Origin of the sequence: Flavobacterium galactosidilyticum (assembly GCF_020911945.1) — a bacterium.
Lineage (GTDB): Bacteria > Bacteroidota > Bacteroidia > Flavobacteriales > Flavobacteriaceae > Flavobacterium > Flavobacterium galactosidilyticum.
In genome coordinates this window covers 1,646,947-1,665,221 of record NZ_CP087135.1, presented here as the reverse complement: position 1 = coordinate 1,665,221, position 18,275 = coordinate 1,646,947, and the positions used below count along the sequence as shown (strand labels likewise).

Sequence of the window (18,275 nt, the reverse complement as noted above, 5' to 3'; positions counted from 1 at the left end):
ACAATACTAAAAAAATAAGAAAATGAAAAAGTACTTTTTTACAATCGCAATGATGGCCTTGGCTTTACAAGGATATAGCCAAAATGTAGATAAAGGGAAAAAAATTTATAACCAAGTTTGTGTAGCTTGTCACCAAGCAACAGGCTTAGGAATACCTGGCGCTTTCCCTCCTTTAGCTAAATCAGATTACTTAAACAAAGATGTAAACAGATCAATTAAGGGAGTTGTAAAAGGACTTAAAGGACCTATTACAGTGAATGGCAAAAAATACAATGCTGAAATGCCTGCACAAGCTTTAAGCGATCAACAAATTGCTGACGCAATGACTTATGTTTACGCAAGTTGGGGTAATAACAAAACTGTTGTAACACCAGCCATGGTCAAAGCACAAAGAAAATAATACATTTAAAATTAAAAAAAATAGCCATGTTGAAAAATAAAATAGTTTTATCATTATTTCTATTATTAATAGCAACATCGCTGTTGGCTCAAGGAGCTAAAATGGTAACTATCAAAGGGGGAACATTTGTTCCCCTTTATGGTGCCACAACTAAAACACCAGTTCAAGTCAAGGCGTTTTATCTTGATGTATATCCGGTTACCAATGCTCAATTCCTCGAATTTGTAAAGAAAAATCCTCAGTACAGCCGTTCTAAAATCAAAGGAATTTTTGCCGATAAAAGCTATCTATCACAATGGGAAAGCGATTTCAATTTCGGAAAAAATAATTTACCTAATGCTCCAGTAACAAATGTATCTTGGTTCGCAGCCAAAAAATATTGCGAATGGCAAGGAGGCAGATTACCTACTATGGACGAATGGGAATATGTAGCCATGGCAGATGAAAAACGAATTGATGCCCGCACTAAAGAAAGTTTTAATAAATACATAATGTCTTGGTATGAGAAACCAAATACTTATGCTAATCCTGTAGGAGCAACCTTCAAAAACTATTGGGGTGTTTACGATATGCATGGATTAGTTTGGGAATGGACTTCTGATTTCAATAGTATTTTTCTTTCTGGTGAATCCAGAAAAGACAAAGATTCAGACAAAAATCTATTTTGCGGAAGCGCTTCAGTAAATGCAACCGATTTAATGAATTATGCAGCCTTTATGCGTTATGCCTTTAGAGGAAGTCTTAAGGCCAATTACAGTACAAGAAATCTTGGCTTCAGATGTGCAAAAGACATAAAAGAGGGTGTAAAACCAACTCAAAAATCAAAAAAATGAAATTAAACCAATCCAATTCAAGTGTAATAGGAGATTGTAAAGCATTCTTCAAAATTAATTTCAGTAGCACTAAACTAATTTTTTTAATAGTAGCTTCTATATTTATATCACTTCAATCATGTAATAAAAGAGTAGAAAAAGACAAAGATGAAGATAAACCAATTTCAGATTTATCCATTTACAACCTTCCTTCACAATGGACTAATCAAGATGGTAAAAATCTCGAAATGAAGGACCTGAAAGGTAAAGTACTAGTAATGGTAATGATTTATACCTCTTGTAAAGCCGCTTGTCCAAGACTTGTAGCCGATATGAGGAACATCGAACAACGCATACCTGCGAAGAAAAAAGACAATGTAAAGTTTGTGCTTGTGAGTATTGATCCTGAAGTGGACACTCCTAAAAGACTAAAAGCATTTGCCGCTGAAAATAAAATGACTGGAGATCAATGGGTTTTCCTTCGTTCCACAGAAGAAAATACACGCGAGTTTGCCGCGGTTCTAGCAGTAAACTACAAAAAAATAGATCCCATCGACTTTTCTCACTCCAATATTATAAGTGTATTTAACGCTGAAGGAGAACTTGCCTATCAGCAAGAAGGTCTGGGTGTAAATTCAGATCCAACAATAAGTAAAATTACAGAAGAAGCTAACAAGCTAAACTAATCCACCATGAAATCTTTCAAAAAAATTAGTTTATCATTTCTAATAATGATAAGCGCAATAACTTACGCCCAAGAATTTGACGCCAATTTACAATTAAGACCACGTTTTGAGTACAGAAATGGGTATAAAAATTTAATTTCAAACGGCGAAGAGGCTACTTCATTCATATCACAGCGGTCTCGCCTTAATTTTAATTTTGGCCAAGATAAATTAAAAACCAAGTTAACGCTACAAAATGTTCGTACTTGGGGAGATGTTGCGACAACAACAGCGTCAGACAAAAATGGAATTGCTATTTTTGAAGCTTGGGCACAATATGATTTGAATCCTGAATGGTCAACACGTATAGGACGCCAAGTTATATCCTATGACAACCAACGTATATTAGGCGAAATTGACTGGTCACAACAAGGCCAAAACCATGATGCAGCCTTGATCTCATTCCATCGTAAAAGCAATCAGTTAGATTTAGGATTTGCGTTAAACGCCAATGCAGAAAATCTAGTTGCTCCAAAAACGCCTTATACAACTAACTATAAATCCATGCAATATGCTTGGTATCATACCAAACTAGACAAAGTAGGAATGAGTTTATTACTTTTGAATACAGGTTATGAGTTTCAAAAAACACCTACAGATTTAGAAGTAGATTATAAACAAACCTTTGGGACGTACCTTACTTTTAAGGAAAAACAATGGGACATCAATTTAGGTGTTTATGGTCAAACAGGGGAATCAGCTGACAAAAACGTTAATGCTTGGTATGCTGGAGCTTATTTTGGCTACGAAGCTTCAAAAGAATTTAAAGTTGGTTTAGGACATGAATACCTTTCAGGGAAAGATCAAAATGATTTTAGTTCAAATAATAAATCGTTCACTCCTCTTTTTGGTACTAACCATGGCTTTAATGGTTTTATGGATTATTTTTACGTTGGAAATCACCAAAACAGTGTTGGTTTAAATGATACCTACCTAAAATTAAACTATACTTTTAATAAATGGCAATTTGCATGTATACCGCATATCTTTAATGCACCAAATACAGTACTAAACGCAACTAGCCAAAAAATGGATGCTTATCTAGGAACAGAGTTAGATTTGACCGCTGCTTATACTGTTCAAAAAGATATTGTTGCTATGGCAGGATATTCACAAATGTTTGGCTCATCAACCTTAGAGCGCATTAAGACTGTTGCTAATGCATCAGACACCAATAATTGGGTTTGGGTAATGGTCTCATTTAGTCCAAGAATTTTCACTTCAAAATAATACCTTTTATTAATTCAACAAAAAGGGGCAATCAATACACTTTGATTGCCCCTTTTTTATTCGGGTAAAAGTTTATGCTGAAAAAATAGCATCTACTATTTTTAATAAATGCTATGGATACTTTATAAAGATAAATACGGCTACTTTTTTGACTTTATCTCGTTAGCCGAAAAGCTCATATTTACTTCTTTGATCATTTTGCCTTTTTCATAAAACTGCCAAATCCCTTCTTTCTTACCATTAACAAACTGACCTTTTGAGACCATAATACCATTACCATCCTGGAAGATCGCTAACCCTTCATATACATCATTCTTGAAATTAGATTCTTCCAGCACATCACCTTTCTCTGTATATTTTTTATAAAAACCATTTTTTAAATTATTTTTGTACATGATTTCTTCTGCTATTTTACCGTTAATATAGAAGGAAGTACGCAAACCTTCTAGTTTTCCCTTACTGTAATTTTCAGTACACATGATTGATTGTGAATCTAAATGGTAATATTTCCATAGTCCTTCAAATTGTTTGTTTACCACTTTTCCTTCACTCACTTTACTATTTTTCTGATTGTAAAAGATAGTATAAGCTGAATTATCTTTAGGATCAAACTCTCTAGTTGCTATTACAGTTTTAGCTTTAGTATCATCATAAAACTTGAAAATGCCAATTTCTTTTCCATGCACAAAAGTTCCTTCATAACGTGGTCGTTTTGATTCTTCATACGCTCCTTTCCAAAGACCGTTCTTCAGTCCTTTATCGTCTAATTTATTAAAATCAGTTTGAGCGCTAACCCTAAAGACAGATAACTGCATTAGTACAAACAGACACAAAAACAATATTCTTTTATTTTTCATTTGGATAGTTCTAAAATTCACATTATTCAAACAAATTTAAGTCCTTTTTATTGTAAACCATCTATAAAATTAGAATGATGCAAATCAGCTCATTTAAAAGCCAATGTACTTACTACCTTAATTGCATAAAAAAATCACTATTATATATTGTTTAATTTTTCTTAAAACACTTTTTACAAAAAATATTTCAAAAAGGCACATATCACAATACAAGCACGCTAAGTAACTAACTAATAGAGGTTAAACAAATAACAAGTAATTCATAAAATATTATTTTTGTTTAATCTTTATTGTAATTTTATAAACAGTTACAGAAAAACAACTATTTAAACCTATTTAAACAAAAAACAAACATTATGAAAAATCTATTAAAATTAAAAGTATTAGCACTTATGCTTATCGCAATTGGATTCGTATCATGCGATAATAATGACGACCCTATGCCAGTAGATAATACCATTACAGGATTAGCAGTTAAAAATGAAAATTTAAAAATTTTAGTACAAGCATTAACCCGTGCAGATTTAGCAACAACTTTAAAAGGAGCTGGTCCATTTACAGTTTTTGCACCAACAGATGCAGCATTTACTGCCTTTTTGAAAACAACTCCCTACGCAACTATTAATGATGTACCTAAAGATGTATTGACACAAATTTTATTAAACCACGTCGTAAGTGGCTCAGTAAAATCGACAGCTTTGACGACAACTTATATTAAAACATTAGCTAAAGGAAGTGCTTCTGCCACTAATAATTTAAGCATGTATGTTGATATCACATCAGGTGTCAAATTAAACGGCGTGGCTACAGTTACTACCGCTGATGTAATGGCTTCTAACGGAGTTATACATGTAGTTGATGCAGTAATTGGATTACCAACAGTTGTAACACATGCTCTTGCTAACAAAAATTTCACTTCTCTCGTAGGCGCTTTAACAGGTTCAGGACAGCCAAATTTCGTAGGCACTTTATCAGGAACAGGTTCATTTACAGTATTTGCACCAACTAACGCAGCTTTTACTGCTCTAAATACAGAACTAGCTCCTGGTGGAATTGCTAGCGTATCAGCAGCTAACTTGACTAAAGTGCTACAATATCATGTAGTAAGCGGCGCAAATGTACTAGCAGCAACTTTGACAGAAGGGCAAATAGTAACTCCAATTTTAACACCAGCACAAACATTTACTATTCAATTAACAGGTGGTGCAAAAATAAAAGATGCTAGGAATAGAGTGTCCAACATTATTATAACTGATGTGCAATGTTCAAATGGAGTAATTCACGCAATTGACAAAGTACTTTTACCAACGTTCTAAGAAAAATAGGTTAGTTGTTAATTCCCGACTTTTAAATAAGTCAAATTTTGAAAAGACGGACTGTAAACCTCATGGTTTATAATCCATCTTTTTTATATAAAAAAATCTTTTGAAGTAAGATAGTTTTTTTTTTGGTTTTCAGTGATTTAAACAGAATTAATCAGATCTAAAGAAAAAAAATATTTAATAGTTACCATTAAAACAATAACCTTGTAATAAACATTCCAAAAAACATAAAAAGATAGAGTGAAAAAATAATCACCGTCATAATTCCAATATATTTATAATGCGATTTTAAATATCCTAAAGAAGTAATCAATACTTCTGAATCATTATCTCGTAACGCTGCTTTAGCATTAGCAGCAAATTTATTTAAATAATAGACAGGAAAGAAATAAACCACCGCCATTACTATGTAAAGGAAAGTGATAAAAATCCCAAAAGAAGAACCCGCAAAGCCTAACATTGAACTTGTTCTACCCATACCACTAAATATTGTTCCAGCAAATAAAGCTATTAAAACAATAAAACCAATTCCTATATATCCAATGATAGATAAAAAGTAGGCCCATTTTGCAGTTTCTTTCAAAAAGTCTTTTGCCGACTCATTAAGCTTCATCTCGAAATTTCCAATAACTGATTGTTCGTCCATAATTTTTAGTTTTAAGTTAGATTTCAAATTTAACAAAAAAATTAAGACATAACATAAAAACAAATTAATTACGATTCTACTAAAAACAAAAAACCACTTAACTTTAGTTAAGTGGTTTTATTAAGAGCCGGCGGAGGGACTCGAACCCACGACCTGCTGATTACAAATCAGCTGCTCTAGCCAACTGAGCTACGCTGGCGACTCATTACGGGTGCAAATATAAGGGTGAATTTCTAATTTCCAAAAGAAATTCAAACTTTTTTTGCTTTTTTTTCAACTACAATTCGTTGATTTTAGCAATCAATTGATTAGCAGTTTGTTCCAATTCAACATTGATTTGTTTGAAGTGTGCTTTTTTGTTTTCAACTTTTTTTGCGTTCACTTTAGTGATCAAAGCGTCAAAAGCAGCAATAGCCTCATCAATTAAATCATTAGTTTCTGTTGTTGGTTTTCCAGTTGTAGAAATTTCGAACAAGTAAACTGCTTCAATAATATCTCCTAAAACGTAGTTGATGTCTTTTTTTAAATTCTTAACGTTTGCCATTTTTATTTTTTTAAAATTTGAATTTTCATTTGCGTGTGCAAAAGTACACATAATCTTTCTATTACGGGCTATGAAATGTAAATTTCTAAAATTGAAGCTTTTCCGCTGATAATCAATTGACTTATTCCAGCTGGAATTAATAGCGTATCTCCTTTTTTATATTTATAAACAGCATCATTATATTCTATTTCAAATTGTCCATCGATACACATATAAACAGTAAAACTTTTACCATTCTTATTTACAGCAATCTTTCCGTCTAGTGGAATAAAATTAGTCGTAAAATAAGGACATTCCACTACCGGGTTAGACTTATTTAAATCTTTAGTATAGTCTTTTTTCGTTTCTACTACATTATAATTTATTGCTTCTAGAGCTAAATCAACGTGCAGCTCTCTTGTAGCGCCTTGAGCATCTACTCTATCAAAGTCATACAATCGATACGTAATATCAGATGTTTGTTGTATCTCTGCAACAACTAAACCAGCTCCAATTGCATGAACAGTACCAGTTTCTAAAAAGAAAACATCTCCTGATTTAACTTTCACATCATCTAAAATAGAGAGTAAAGTTTTATTTTCTAGATTTTCTAAATATTCAGCTGCATTCGAATTTTTTTTGAAACCAACAATTATGCGCGCATCTTCATCAGCCTGCATGATGTACCACATTTCAGTTTTACCAAAAGAATCATGGCGCTTTTTAGCTAAAGCATCATTTGGATGAACCTGAATTGACAAATCTTCGCGAGCATCTAAGTATTTAAAAAGTAATGGAAATTCCTTCCCGAAACGAGCATATACTTCAGTTCCTAAAATCTCATTTGGATTGTCATTAATAACATCCATCAATGACTTACCTTTTAAATCTCCGTTAGCAATAATACTAACATCCCCTTTTACAGTCGATATTTCCCAACTTTCGCCAGTAATATTAGACGTGATTGGTTTGTTAAGTTCTATTTTTAGCTTTTCGCCACCCCAAATTCTTTCTTTTAAAATGGGATTAAATTGTAAAGGATATATTTTTGAATTCATCTACTTTTATTTTTTTTATCTTGACAAAATTAAACAACTAATTTTTTAATTGCTTCGAGCGCTTTAGGAATATGCTTTGCAGCTAACATGCTATCAAAAATCATTTGAACAACACCATTTTTATCAGTTACATAAGTCACTCGTCCTGGCAGCAAACCAAACATTCCTGTAGGAACTCCAAATAATTTTCTGATTTTTTTATCAAAATCAGACAAAAGGATAAACGGCAATTTATATTGTTTGCTGAACTTTAAATGCGAAGCAACCGTATCACTACTAATACCTATAACTTCAGCACCAAGATCTTTAAAATCTTCGTATTGATCTCTAAAACTGCATGCTTGAGTAGTACAACCAGGAGTATTATCTTTTGGATAAAAATAAATCACTAATGGTTTTTGGCCAACGATATTCTGACTATCAAAATCATTACCGTTAGTATCTTTAGCGGTAAAATTCGGGATTTTATCTCCTATTTTCAATTCCATTATTCTCCTTTATAGGTTACAAAATTTCGAGGGGTTTCGTACAAAACGACTTCTAAATCGAATTCAGGTTTAATTCTTTTTCTTATTTTATTCCAAATAACAACTACAATATTTTCTGCAGTTGGATTCAAATCTTGAAATTCCGGAACATCTAAATTTAGATTTTTATGATCAAATTGATTTTCTACATCTTCTTTAATAATATCGCTAAGAAATTTAACATCCATAACATATCCCGTTTCTGGATCAATTTCACCCGTCACACTTACAATCAAATCGTAATTGTGTCCATGAAAATTAGGATTATTACACTTACCAAAAATCGCATCATTTTGTTCGAAACTCCAATCTTTTCTATATAATCTATGTGCCGCATTAAAATGGGCTTTTCTTGAAATAGTAACTCTCATAAAATGGTTTACGTTAGCTGTTATATTAGTAACCTTATGTCGCTAAAGGACTTCTGCTTTCTTCTAAAAAGTGATAAAACTCATCAAAAATTATTTTGAACCAAATCGTATATAGCTCAGGATAAATTTCCATATCTTTTTTAACATCCTCAATTTTCATCCATTTCCAACTTTCAACTTCATCCGGATTAATTACTGGTGCATCATTATAGTACCCAATCATAACATGATCTAATTCATGTTCCGTTAAACCATTATCAAAAGGCGCTTTGTATATAAAATGAAAAAGTTCTTTAAGTGCTACTTTAAAACCCATTTCCTCAAATAATCTTCGACTGCCTGCTTGAATATTTGTTTCTCCGTTGCGCTGATGACTGCAGCAGGTGTTTGTCCACAACAAAGGCGAATGATATTTGTGATGCGCACGCTGCTGCAACATGATTTCGTTTTTACTGTTTAAGATAAAAACAGAAAAGGCACGATGTAAAACTGCTTTTTCATGTGCTTCAAGTTTTGGCATTAATCCTATTTGCTCATCACTTTCATTAACTAAAATTACGTTCTCTTCTATCATATCAATGTATTTCACTTCAAAAATACAAAAAAGAAAATTAGCGAACCAGCCTTTAACGTTCTGTTTCGTTTTGTTCACGTTCACTAATCAACAAGCTTTTGATTATAAAGGAATTCTTAACTAGAAGACTACTAAAACTTGATAATATAGCTAAATTTAAAAACCAAATTCGCAATATAAACGTAAATACAAATAGTTAAACCTTACTTAAATCAATATTAAATTATAGCGCATATCACTTACATCAACGCATTATCAGTTTATCTTTGCTTTGAAAACAAAGAGAATGTGAGTTTAACACAAAGAAATTTAACGAATAATGCACTGCTAACAACTTTGCTAATTCAACAAAAAAAAATATACTAATTATGAAAACAAAAACTCAATTTTTCAGTCTTTTATTAATGCTTCCTTTATTCATGTTTACCGCGTGTGGTCAGAATATAAAAAAACAGAAAAATACAAAAAACGCCATAACTATGGAAAATAAAATAGAAAAACCTGGGAATCCCTATTATTCAAATACCGATACGACAAAACTAAACATTAGCAATGCTGAATGGAAAAAAGTTTTACCCGAAGATGTGTATGACGTAACTCGTAAGGCGGATACAGAGCGACCTTTTACAGGAAAATACTGGAACACTGACGTCAAAGGAACCTATTACTGTGCAGCTTGTGGCAACAAATTATTCCGCTCTGGCGCAAAATTTTCTAGCACTTGCGGTTGGCCAAGTTTCTTTGAACAAGAAAGCAAAAATAGTGTAGTCTTCAAAACGGACAATTCCCTTGGAATGGAAAGAATTGAAGCACTTTGCGGACGATGCGATGGTCACTTAGGGCATCTTTTTGACGACGGACCTGAACCAACTGGAAAAAGATATTGCATGAATTCAATTGCTCTTGACTTTATACCTGACACGAAATAATTATGAAAAAAATATTTTTAATGTGCATATTGACAACATTTAGTTTGTTCGCACAAAAAAACACAACAGATAAAAAGGTAAAACAATCCAATCTTGAAACCATCACTATAGCTGGTGGCTGTTACTGGTGTGTTGAGGCTATTTATGAAAATTTAGATGGAGTAAAATCAGTAGTTTCAGGATATGCGGGTGGAAAAATGCCAAATCCTACTTATGAAGAAGTTTCAACTGGAAAAACAGGTCACGCTGAAGTAGTTCAGATTACATACGACAAGAACGTTACTAATTTGGACGAAATTTTCAATGTCTTTTTTACCGTGCATGATCCTACTACTCTAAATCGCCAAGGCGCTGATGTGGGAACACAATATCGCTCCGCTATTTTTTATAAAAATGAAGAACAAAAAAAAGCTGCTCAATCAATAATTAATGCGCTTAAAAAAGGAAAAATTTACGACAGTCCAATTGTAACAACACTAGAACCGTTAACCCAATTTTATAAAGCTGAAAATTACCAGCAGAATTATTACGCAAACAATAAAAGTCAGCCGTATTGTAAATTAGTTATTCAGCCTAAAATAGAAAAGTTTGAAAAATTATTTAAAGACCGATTGAAAAATAAAAAATAGGATAAAACAAGAAAACCGTCTCGCAAAAAAAGCAAGACGGTTTTCCTATTTTATTTAATACAGCATTTCTTCAAAAAAAATTTGATTTAGAAGAATATGATTTTTATTATTTTTTTAAAACTTCAGCGATAATCAATGCACATTTTTCACCATCAATAGCTGCCGAAATAATACCACCTGCATAACCTGCTCCTTCTCCGCACGGATACAAACCCTTTATTTGCAAATGCTCATAGCTATATAAATCTCTAGGGATTCGTACAGGCGATGATGTTCTAGATTCAGGTGCATGAAGTATCGCTTCATTAGTCAAGTACCCACGCATCGATTTACCGAATTCCGTAAAACCTTCTCTTAAAATTTGACTTAAAAAGCCGGGAAAAACCTGCCCCATTTCCACCGAAGTAGTTCCAGGAACATACGATGTTTTAGGAATATCGGCTGAAACTCTGTTTTGAGTAAAATCGATCATACGCTGTGCAGGAACTTTTTGACTTTCTCCCGCTAAATGCCATGCTTTCTGCTCAATATTTTTTTGGAATTCCATTCCAGCCAAAGCGCCAAATTTAGCAAATGGTTTAAAATCCTCCAATTTCAATTCTATTACAATCCCAGAATTAGCGGTAATTTGATCACGTTTAGAAGGTGACCAACCGTTAGTAACCACTTCGCCAGGACTTGTCGCACATGGCGCAATAACTCCACCTGGACACATACAAAACGAATACATTCCGCGACCATTTACCTGCTTTACAATAGAATAAGGCGCGGGCGGTAAATGTTCACCACGGTAATCACAACTATACTGGATACTATCAATTAATGATTGTGGATGTTCCGCTCTTACTCCCAAGGCAAAAGGCTTTGCTTCAATAAAAACTTCCTTTTTATCCAATAATTCATAAATATCACGGGCAGAATGGCCTGTAGCAAGAATTATTTTGTTAGCAAGAATTGTATCTCCCTTTTGAGTAACAATTCCTTGCACTTCATTATTTTTTATTAGAATATCTGTTAGTCTTGTTTCGAATAAAACTTGCCCTCCAAATTCAATAATTTTCTCGCGAATGTCTTGAATGATTTGAGGTAACTTATTCGTCCCTATGTGCGGATGAGCATCTATTAAAATATCTGGAGTAGCACCAAAAGCAACAAATAATTCCAAAATTCGAGTTACATCGCCTCGTTTTTTTGAACGAGTATATAATTTCCCATCAGAGTAAGTTCCTGCACCACCTTCGCCAAAACAATAATTAGAATCTTCGTTTACAACATGATCTACATTGATCGCTTTCAAATCGCGACGACGTCCACGAACATCTTTTCCGCGCTCTATAACTATTGGTTTCAAACCCACTTCTATCAATTGTAAAGCGGCAAATAATCCTGCGGGTCCAGCGCCCACAACAATTACTTCTTGCGCATTCGAAACATTTTTGTAGTCAGGAAGCTGGAATTTAGTTTCTTGAAAAGTTTCTCCTTTTAAAAAAATTAAAACTTTTAAATTTATTTTTACTGATTTTTGACGCGCATCAATAGATCGTTTCAAAATAGAAACATGCTGAATTTCATTGACAGCAACTTTGATTTGTTTTGACAAATATTCTTTTAGCAACAATTCGTTGGCAGCAATTTCGGGAGTAACTTGTAATAGAAGTTCGTGTGGCATTTTTTATTGTTTAATCATTGCTTTGTTATTTTGTTTATTCAAATAACGAAAACAAAGTGCAAAAGTAGTATTTTGAAGTGAAATTAGTTCTTGAATCCGAAATGCTTTTTCAAATTAGACTTTGTAACTTTGGAGATTAAAAGAAAGAACCTTTATAATTCATAAAAATATGTCTAGAAAAATAAAACTAATCTGGGATTTCCGTGGACCAGCTTCCGCAAAAACTGCTGAGCATCATGAAATTCACTTAAAGGAATACATTACCATAAAAAAACTACCAATTAATATCACCGGTTTTCAAATAATCAATGAAATGTATGCTATAGCCTTTATGGTAGTAACGGACGAAAATATGATTGCTGTTCGTAATACTTTAAAACCACATCGAGGTGAAGTTTATGAAGGATAAATTCCAAATAAAAAACTCCAAATTCTAACAATATAAGTAGTTAGAATTTGGAATCTATATGTATTAAAATTTCTTTCTTTTTAATTCGCTACTTCACTAATAAACTTAATTCGCATCAAACGTAATTCGTCAAGATCATAGTCGCCATCAAATTCTTTTAGGGCAGCTTCTATATTATCAGACTCTGATTCCATAAAGTAATCGTGAATTTCTTCTTGCTGATCATCATCAAGCATATCGTCAATCCAATATTTAATATTCAACTTAGTTCCAGAATAAACAATTTGCTCCATTTCTTTTATCAGAGCATCCATACTTAAACCTTTTGCCGAAGCAATATCTGTAAGAGCGAGTTTGCGGTCAATATTCTGTATAATATATAATTTATTGACAGAATTAACACCAGTTGATTTTACTACTAAATCATCAGGTCTTACAATGTCATTATCTTCAACATACCTGCTAATTAATTCAAGAAATTCTTTGCCGTATTTCTTAGCTTTTCCTTCCCCTACTCCATGGATATTAATCATTTCTTCTTGCGAAACAGGATATTTTAAAGCCATATCTTCTAACGAAGGATCTTGAAAAACTACAAAAGGAGGAACACCCACTTTTTTAGCTACTTTTCTTCGTAAGTCTCTCAACATACCCATAAGTACCTCATCAGCAACGGCTGTTGACTTAGCTGCTGTTACAATAGCACCATCAACAATTTCATTATATTCATGATCTTCAGACATCATAAAAGATTCAGGATTTTTGATAAAATCCAATCCTTTTTTTGTGATTTTTACAATTCCGTAAGTCTCGATATCTTTTGATAAATAACCTGAAACTAAGACTTGTCTCAACAAAGCCATCCAGTATTTTTCATCGTGGCCTACACCACAACCAAAAAATGATTGTACATCAGTTCTATGCGCTTTTATGACTGCATTTACACGTCCAATTAAAGTAAAAACAACTTCTTTAGATTTGTATAAATGTTTAGTATCTCGTACAACTTGCAGAAGTTTCACAACTTGATCTTGAGCTTCAACTTTTGTTTTCGGATTGCGAACATTATCATCCATATCAGCACCTTCGCCAGTAACATCGTCAAATTCTTCACCGAAATAGTGGAGTAAAAACTTGCGTCTTGACATAGAAGTTTCGGCGTAAGCCACGACTTCCTGCAACAGAGCAAAGCCTATTTCCTGCTCAGCAACTGGTTTTCCCGACATGAATTTTTCTAATTTTTCGACATCCTTATAAGAGTAATAGGCTAAACAATGCCCTTCGCCACCGTCACGGCCTGCACGTCCCGTTTCTTGATAATAACTTTCAAGAGATTTGGGAATATCATGATGAATCACAAAACGCACATCGGGTTTATCAATTCCCATTCCGAAAGCGATCGTTGCTACCACTACATCTACATCTTCCATAAGGAACATATCTTGATGTTTAGCACGAGTTTTTGCATCTAATCCTGCATGATAAGGTACAGCACTTATTCCGTTGACTTGCAAAACCTCGGCAATAGCCTCTACTTTTTTGCGGCTCAAACAGTAAATAATACCTGATTTTCCTTTGTGTTGTTTTATGAAACGAATAATATCCGATTCGATATTTTTAGTTTTAGTACGTACTTCGTAGTATAAATTAGGTCTGTTAAAAGATGCTTTAAAAGTATTCGCATCAGTCATATCAAGATTTTTCAATATATCCTCTTGCACTTTTGGAGTAGCAGTAGCGGTCAAGCCAATGATAGGAACATCGCCTAATTGTTTAATAATATGCTTAAGATTCCTGTATTCTGGTCTAAAATCATGTCCCCATTCTGATATACAATGGGCTTCATCAATGGCTACGAAAGAGATAGTAACCTTTTTAAGAAAATTGACATATTCCTCTTTAGTTAATGATTCAGGCGCAACGTACAGCAATTTAGTTAATCCTGATGTAATATCTTTTTTAACTTGAGCAATTTCAGTTTTTGTAAGTGAAGAATTTAGCACATGGGCGATTCCATTTTCCGAAGATAAACTTCTGATCGCATCTACCTGATTTTTCATTAAAGCAATTAGAGGCGAAACTACTATAGCAGTTCCTTCTTGAGTTAAAGCAGGCAATTGATAACAAAGCGATTTTCCTCCTCCTGTGGGCATAATCACAAAGGTATTCTGCTGGTTCAGTATACTTTTTATGACTTGTTCCTGCAATCCTTTGAATTGGCTAAAGCCAAAATACTTCTTTAATTCTTTGTGTATGTCAATTTCGTTTGGATTCATTCTTTATTACGTGGTATTTTGTATAAATTTGCAACATCTAAAGATACAAATTTCTTTTACACATACAAATTTTAATTATTCTGTTTTGATTACTAAAGAAAACATATTGGCTAGCGCCAAAAACACAATTCTATCGGAAAGCCAATCTATAGCGAAACTAGCTGATTTTCTGGACGAAAACTTTATTGAAGCCACGCAAAGAATCTATAATTCTAAGGGACGACTAGTCGTAACTGGCATAGGGAAAAGTGCCATTATTGCTCAAAAGATGGTTGCTTCATTCAATTCTACTGGTACACCATCGCTATTTTTGCACGCATCGGAGGCAATACATGGCGATTTAGGCATGATTCAAAGCGAAGATGTGATTATTTGCATTTCAAAAAGTGGCAACAGTCCAGAAATTAAAGTTCTAGTTCCTTTGTTGAAACGATTTGGAAACACTTTGATCGCAATAACAGGTAATATCGCTTCTTTTTTAGCAAAAGGATCTGATATTATTCTGAATACTACAGTCGATTCTGAAGCATGTCCAAACAATCTAGCGCCTACAAACAGCACTACCGCACAATTAGTTATGGGTGATGCACTTATTGTTTGCCTGATGGAAATGCGTGATTTTAAACCCGAAGATTTTGCAGTTTACCATCCTGGCGGCGCGTTAGGTAAGAAATTATTACTTCGCGTAAAAGATATGCTGGAACATAGCTTAAAACCAATGGTACCTCCAAATGCATCTATTAAGGAAGTTATTTTTGAAATATCAGAAAAGCGCCTTGGCGTAACTGCTGTAGTGGACAATAATGTAGTAATAGGCATTATTACTGACGGTGATATCAGACGAATGCTAAATGAGAGAGATACTTTTGCTGATTTGACCGCAGTTGATATTATGACAAAGAACGCAAAAATAACTTCGTCTGATGCGATGGTAGTGGACGCGTTGAACATAATGGAAAATTTCTCCATAACACAATTAGTTGTTGTTGATGGTGGCGATTATAAAGGCGTACTACATTTACATGACATTTTAAAAGAAGGAATCGTATAATGGCTAAAAAAAACTTAAACGAAATGTCGTTCTTAGACCATCTTGAAGAATTACGATGGTTATTGGTTCGCAGTACAATTGCAATATTAATTGTGGCAACTTTCACTTTTTTTGTAAGTGATTATATTTTCGATGAAATTATTTTTGGCCCTACAAGTCCAAATTTTATAACCTATCGATTTTTCTGTGATTTATCCAATCAATTAGGTTTTGCTGAAAATATTTGTGTGACCGAGATGCCATTTATTATCCAAAACACGAATGTTGAGGGACAAATTAATGTCTTGATTTGGACTTGTATAACCGCAGGTTTCATTCTTGGCTTTCCCTTTATACTATGGGAAATTTGGAAGTTTATCAGTCCTGCCTTATATGAAACCGAAAAAAAGCATGCCAAACTTTTTATTTTTTCGTCTTCCTTACTATTTTTCTTAGGCGTTCTGTTTGGCTATTATGTCATAGTGCCGATGTCCGTTAACTTTTTTGCCACTTTTTCTGTCAGTGCAGTAGTAAAAAACCAATTTAGCATTGATTCGTATATCGGGATGGTCAAAACGAGTGTTATCGCTTGTGGATTATTTTTCGAATTACCAATAATTATTTATTTCTTGACTAAACTAGGTTTAGTAACACCAGAATTTTTAAGAAAATACTGGAAATATGCTGTTATTATAATCTTAATCGTTGCAGCAATTGTGACTCCGCCAGATGTTGTAAGCCAAATAATTGTTACAATCCCTATGCTTATAATATATGAAGTGAGCATTTTAATTTCAAAAATAGTAGTGAAAAATCAAAACAAAATAAATGGCTGATATAATAGAAGAATTCAACGAATACCGTTCTAAAATGAACGAGAAATTATTGGCAGACAATAATAAAATTGTAAAGAGAATTTTCAACTTGGACACTAATGCGTATGCTGCGGGAGCGTTAGATGTAAAAACGAAAGAATTACTAGGTCTTGTAGCTTCAGCCGTTTTGCGTTGTGACGACTGCGTAAAGTATCACTTAGAAACCAGCCATAAGGAAGGTGTAACTAAAGAAGAAATGATGGAAGCAATGGGAATTGCCACGCTAGTAGGTGGAACTATTGTAGTACCTCATTTGCGCAGAGCATACGAATTCTGGGAAGCATTAGAAAATAATTAGAAAATTCTAAAATTGAAGTTAAAAACTAAAACCAAAGAAGCGAAATTCGTTTCTTTGGTTTTAGTTAACGATTAAACCTATAAACATGAAATTAAGAGCCGAAAATCTAGTCAAAACTTATAAAGGACGTAGTGTTGTAAAAGGCATTTCGGTGGAAGTGAATCAAGGAGAAATCGTTGGACTTTTAGGCCCAAACGGTGCTGGAAAAACTACCTCTTTTTATATGATTGTTGGGTTGGTTAAACCAAATTCAGGCAATATCTTTTTAGATGATCTAGATATTACAGATTATCCTATGTACAAAAGAGCTCAACAAGGAATAGGTTATTTAGCACAAGAAGCATCTGTTTTTAGAAAATTAAGCATTGAAGATAATATATTGAGTGTTTTGCAATTGACAAAACTTTCCAAAGCAGAACAAGAGGCCAAAATGGAAAGTTTAATCGATGAGTTTAGTTTGCAACACATTCGTACGAATCGAGGTGATTTACTTTCTGGAGGAGAACGTCGTCGTACGGAAATTGCACGTTGTCTTGCTACCGATCCTAAATTCATACTACTAGACGAACCTTTTGCAGGTGTTGACCCAGTTGCTGTTGAGGATATTCAGCGCATTGTAGCCCAACTAAAAAACAAGAATATAGGTATTTTGATTACAGATCACAACGTACAAGAAACCCTTGCAATTACAGACAAAACCTATTTAATGTTTGAAGGAGGAATTCTTAAAGCTGGAATACCGGAGGAATTAGTGGAGGATGAAATGGTACGTCGCGTATATCTTGGACAAAACTTTGAGCTAAGAAAGAAAAAACTTGAGTTTTAATTCTGTTTAAAAACATTCAATTTTTAAAGTGTACCAATCTTAATTTCTTAAAAAAAATGGAAAACAAACAAAAACCATCAGAAGAGACCAAAAGAGAATGGCACCAAGACCCACACAATTGGATTTGGGGAATTTTCTATTATAATAAAAAAGACAATCGTATTTTTCCGCCCAAAAGAATTGCATGGATGGGCTGGACTGTGAATTTTGCTAATCCAATGTCTGTAAGCGTTTTATTGATCGCGTTAGTATTGATTATCACATTAGCTTTACAAAAACAATAAATACT

The 18,275-nt window shown here is 33.5% G+C and carries 21 protein-coding genes, 1 tRNA gene and 1 pseudogene; 13 read left to right on the top strand and 10 right to left on the bottom strand.

From position 1 onward, the window contains the following. Window positions 1-118: 118 nt before the first annotated feature. The 4 genes and pseudogenes from LNP27_RS07290 to LNP27_RS07275 form a co-directional block, all read left to right on the top strand. Window positions 119-400: pseudogene (locus tag LNP27_RS07290) on the top strand (c-type cytochrome); the annotation flags it as partial. A gap of 26 nt (window positions 401-426) precedes the next feature. Then, window positions 427-1,233, top strand: coding sequence for a formylglycine-generating enzyme family protein (locus LNP27_RS07285; RefSeq protein WP_428979013.1), 807 nt, complete (start codon window positions 427-429; stop codon window positions 1,231-1,233). Beyond that, entirely contained in the window at window positions 1,230-1,898 is a 669-nt protein-coding gene (locus LNP27_RS07280) for an SCO family protein (protein WP_229943934.1), read from the top strand. Before LNP27_RS07285 ends, LNP27_RS07280 begins: the two co-directional genes overlap by 4 nt. A 45-nt stretch (window positions 1,899-1,943) precedes the next feature. After that, entirely contained in the window at window positions 1,944-3,167 is a 1,224-nt protein-coding gene (locus LNP27_RS07275; RefSeq protein ID WP_229943933.1) for an alginate export family protein, read from the top strand. A 140-nt stretch (window positions 3,168-3,307) separates the two neighbouring features. Here the strand turns inward: LNP27_RS07275 and LNP27_RS07270 are convergent, their stop codons facing one another. Beyond that, on the bottom strand, window positions 3,308-4,024 hold the full coding sequence (locus LNP27_RS07270) for a toxin-antitoxin system YwqK family antitoxin (RefSeq protein ID WP_229943932.1): 717 nt from the start codon (window positions 4,022-4,024) through the stop codon (window positions 3,308-3,310). A gap of 356 nt (window positions 4,025-4,380) precedes the next feature. On the opposite strand from LNP27_RS07270, the gene LNP27_RS07265 reads away from it, so the two are divergent. Continuing rightward, entirely contained in the window at window positions 4,381-5,340 is a 960-nt protein-coding gene (locus tag LNP27_RS07265; RefSeq protein ID WP_229943931.1) for a fasciclin domain-containing protein, read from the top strand. A 196-nt stretch (window positions 5,341-5,536) separates the two neighbouring features. Here the strand turns inward: LNP27_RS07265 and LNP27_RS07260 are convergent, their stop codons facing one another. The 7 genes from LNP27_RS07260 to idi form a co-directional block, all read right to left on the bottom strand. After that, window positions 5,537-5,992 carry a hypothetical protein gene (locus LNP27_RS07260; protein WP_229943930.1) on the bottom strand — a complete coding sequence of 152 codons (456 nt, stop codon included), beginning with the start codon at window positions 5,990-5,992 and terminating at the stop codon, window positions 5,537-5,539. 125 nt (window positions 5,993-6,117) lie between these two features. Further along, a tRNA-Thr gene (locus tag LNP27_RS07255) sits at window positions 6,118-6,191 on the bottom strand. Between the two features lie 78 nt (window positions 6,192-6,269). Continuing rightward, window positions 6,270-6,536 (bottom strand): hypothetical protein, encoded by a 267-nt coding sequence (locus LNP27_RS07250; protein ID WP_099713324.1) that lies wholly within the window; start codon window positions 6,534-6,536, stop codon window positions 6,270-6,272. A gap of 68 nt (window positions 6,537-6,604) precedes the next feature. Further along, a complete protein-coding gene (locus tag LNP27_RS07245) occupies window positions 6,605-7,573 on the bottom strand; it encodes a type I phosphomannose isomerase catalytic subunit (RefSeq protein WP_229943929.1) in 969 nt (322 codons plus the stop codon). Window positions 7,574-7,602: 29 nt separating this feature from the next. Further along, a complete protein-coding gene (locus tag LNP27_RS07240) occupies window positions 7,603-8,061 on the bottom strand; it encodes a peroxiredoxin (RefSeq protein WP_229943928.1) in 459 nt (152 codons plus the stop codon). Beyond that, entirely contained in the window at window positions 8,061-8,471 is a 411-nt protein-coding gene (locus LNP27_RS07235; protein WP_229943927.1) for a 6-pyruvoyl trahydropterin synthase family protein, read from the bottom strand. The genes LNP27_RS07240 and LNP27_RS07235 overlap by 1 nt, the downstream gene beginning before the upstream one ends. Before the next feature lie 34 nt (window positions 8,472-8,505). Next, window positions 8,506-9,045, bottom strand: coding sequence for an isopentenyl-diphosphate Delta-isomerase (gene idi, locus LNP27_RS07230; RefSeq protein WP_229943926.1), 540 nt, complete (start codon window positions 9,043-9,045; stop codon window positions 8,506-8,508). 368 nt (window positions 9,046-9,413) lie between these two features. On the opposite strand from idi, the gene msrB reads away from it, so the two are divergent. Further along, window positions 9,414-9,974, top strand: a complete 561-nt coding sequence (msrB, locus tag LNP27_RS07225; protein ID WP_229943925.1) for a peptide-methionine (R)-S-oxide reductase MsrB — start codon at window positions 9,414-9,416, stop codon at window positions 9,972-9,974. Window positions 9,975-9,976: 2 nt separating this feature from the next. Beyond that, window positions 9,977-10,603, top strand: coding sequence for a peptide-methionine (S)-S-oxide reductase MsrA (msrA, locus tag LNP27_RS07220; RefSeq protein WP_229943924.1), 627 nt, complete (start codon window positions 9,977-9,979; stop codon window positions 10,601-10,603). 106 nt (window positions 10,604-10,709) lie between these two features. Here the strand turns inward: msrA and LNP27_RS07215 are convergent, their stop codons facing one another. Next, window positions 10,710-12,272 carry an NAD(P)/FAD-dependent oxidoreductase gene (locus LNP27_RS07215; RefSeq protein WP_229943923.1) on the bottom strand — a complete coding sequence of 521 codons (1,563 nt, stop codon included), beginning with the start codon at window positions 12,270-12,272 and terminating at the stop codon, window positions 10,710-10,712. A 169-nt stretch (window positions 12,273-12,441) separates the two neighbouring features. Between LNP27_RS07215 and LNP27_RS07210 the strand changes: the two genes are divergently transcribed. After that, complete coding sequence (locus LNP27_RS07210) at window positions 12,442-12,681, top strand: hypothetical protein (RefSeq protein ID WP_229943922.1); 240 nt, start codon at window positions 12,442-12,444, stop codon at window positions 12,679-12,681. An 80-nt stretch (window positions 12,682-12,761) separates the two neighbouring features. Here LNP27_RS07210 and recQ read toward each other — a convergent pair whose 3' ends face one another. After that, window positions 12,762-14,957 carry a DNA helicase RecQ gene (gene recQ / locus LNP27_RS07205; RefSeq protein ID WP_229943921.1) on the bottom strand — a complete coding sequence of 732 codons (2,196 nt, stop codon included), beginning with the start codon at window positions 14,955-14,957 and terminating at the stop codon, window positions 12,762-12,764. A gap of 85 nt (window positions 14,958-15,042) precedes the next feature. On the opposite strand from recQ, the gene LNP27_RS07200 reads away from it, so the two are divergent. The 5 genes from LNP27_RS07200 to LNP27_RS07180 all read left to right on the top strand — a co-directional run bounded on the left by LNP27_RS07200 (window position 15,043) and on the right by LNP27_RS07180 (window position 18,270). Continuing rightward, window positions 15,043-16,008, top strand: a complete 966-nt coding sequence (locus tag LNP27_RS07200; RefSeq protein ID WP_229943920.1) for a KpsF/GutQ family sugar-phosphate isomerase — start codon at window positions 15,043-15,045, stop codon at window positions 16,006-16,008. Further along, window positions 16,008-16,823, top strand: a complete 816-nt coding sequence (gene tatC / locus LNP27_RS07195) for a twin-arginine translocase subunit TatC (protein WP_229943919.1) — start codon at window positions 16,008-16,010, stop codon at window positions 16,821-16,823. Before LNP27_RS07200 ends, tatC begins: the two co-directional genes overlap by 1 nt. Beyond that, window positions 16,816-17,160 (top strand): carboxymuconolactone decarboxylase family protein, encoded by a 345-nt coding sequence (locus LNP27_RS07190; protein WP_229943918.1) that lies wholly within the window; start codon window positions 16,816-16,818, stop codon window positions 17,158-17,160. Before tatC ends, LNP27_RS07190 begins: the two co-directional genes overlap by 8 nt. Window positions 17,161-17,245: 85 nt before the next feature. Then, window positions 17,246-17,986: an LPS export ABC transporter ATP-binding protein gene (gene lptB / locus LNP27_RS07185; protein WP_229943917.1), complete on the top strand. Its 741-nt coding sequence runs from the start codon at window positions 17,246-17,248 to the stop codon at window positions 17,984-17,986. Window positions 17,987-18,042: 56 nt separating this feature from the next. Then, on the top strand, window positions 18,043-18,270 hold the full coding sequence (locus LNP27_RS07180) for a DUF5808 domain-containing protein (protein ID WP_229943916.1): 228 nt from the start codon (window positions 18,043-18,045) through the stop codon (window positions 18,268-18,270). Window positions 18,271-18,275 lie beyond the last annotated feature (5 nt).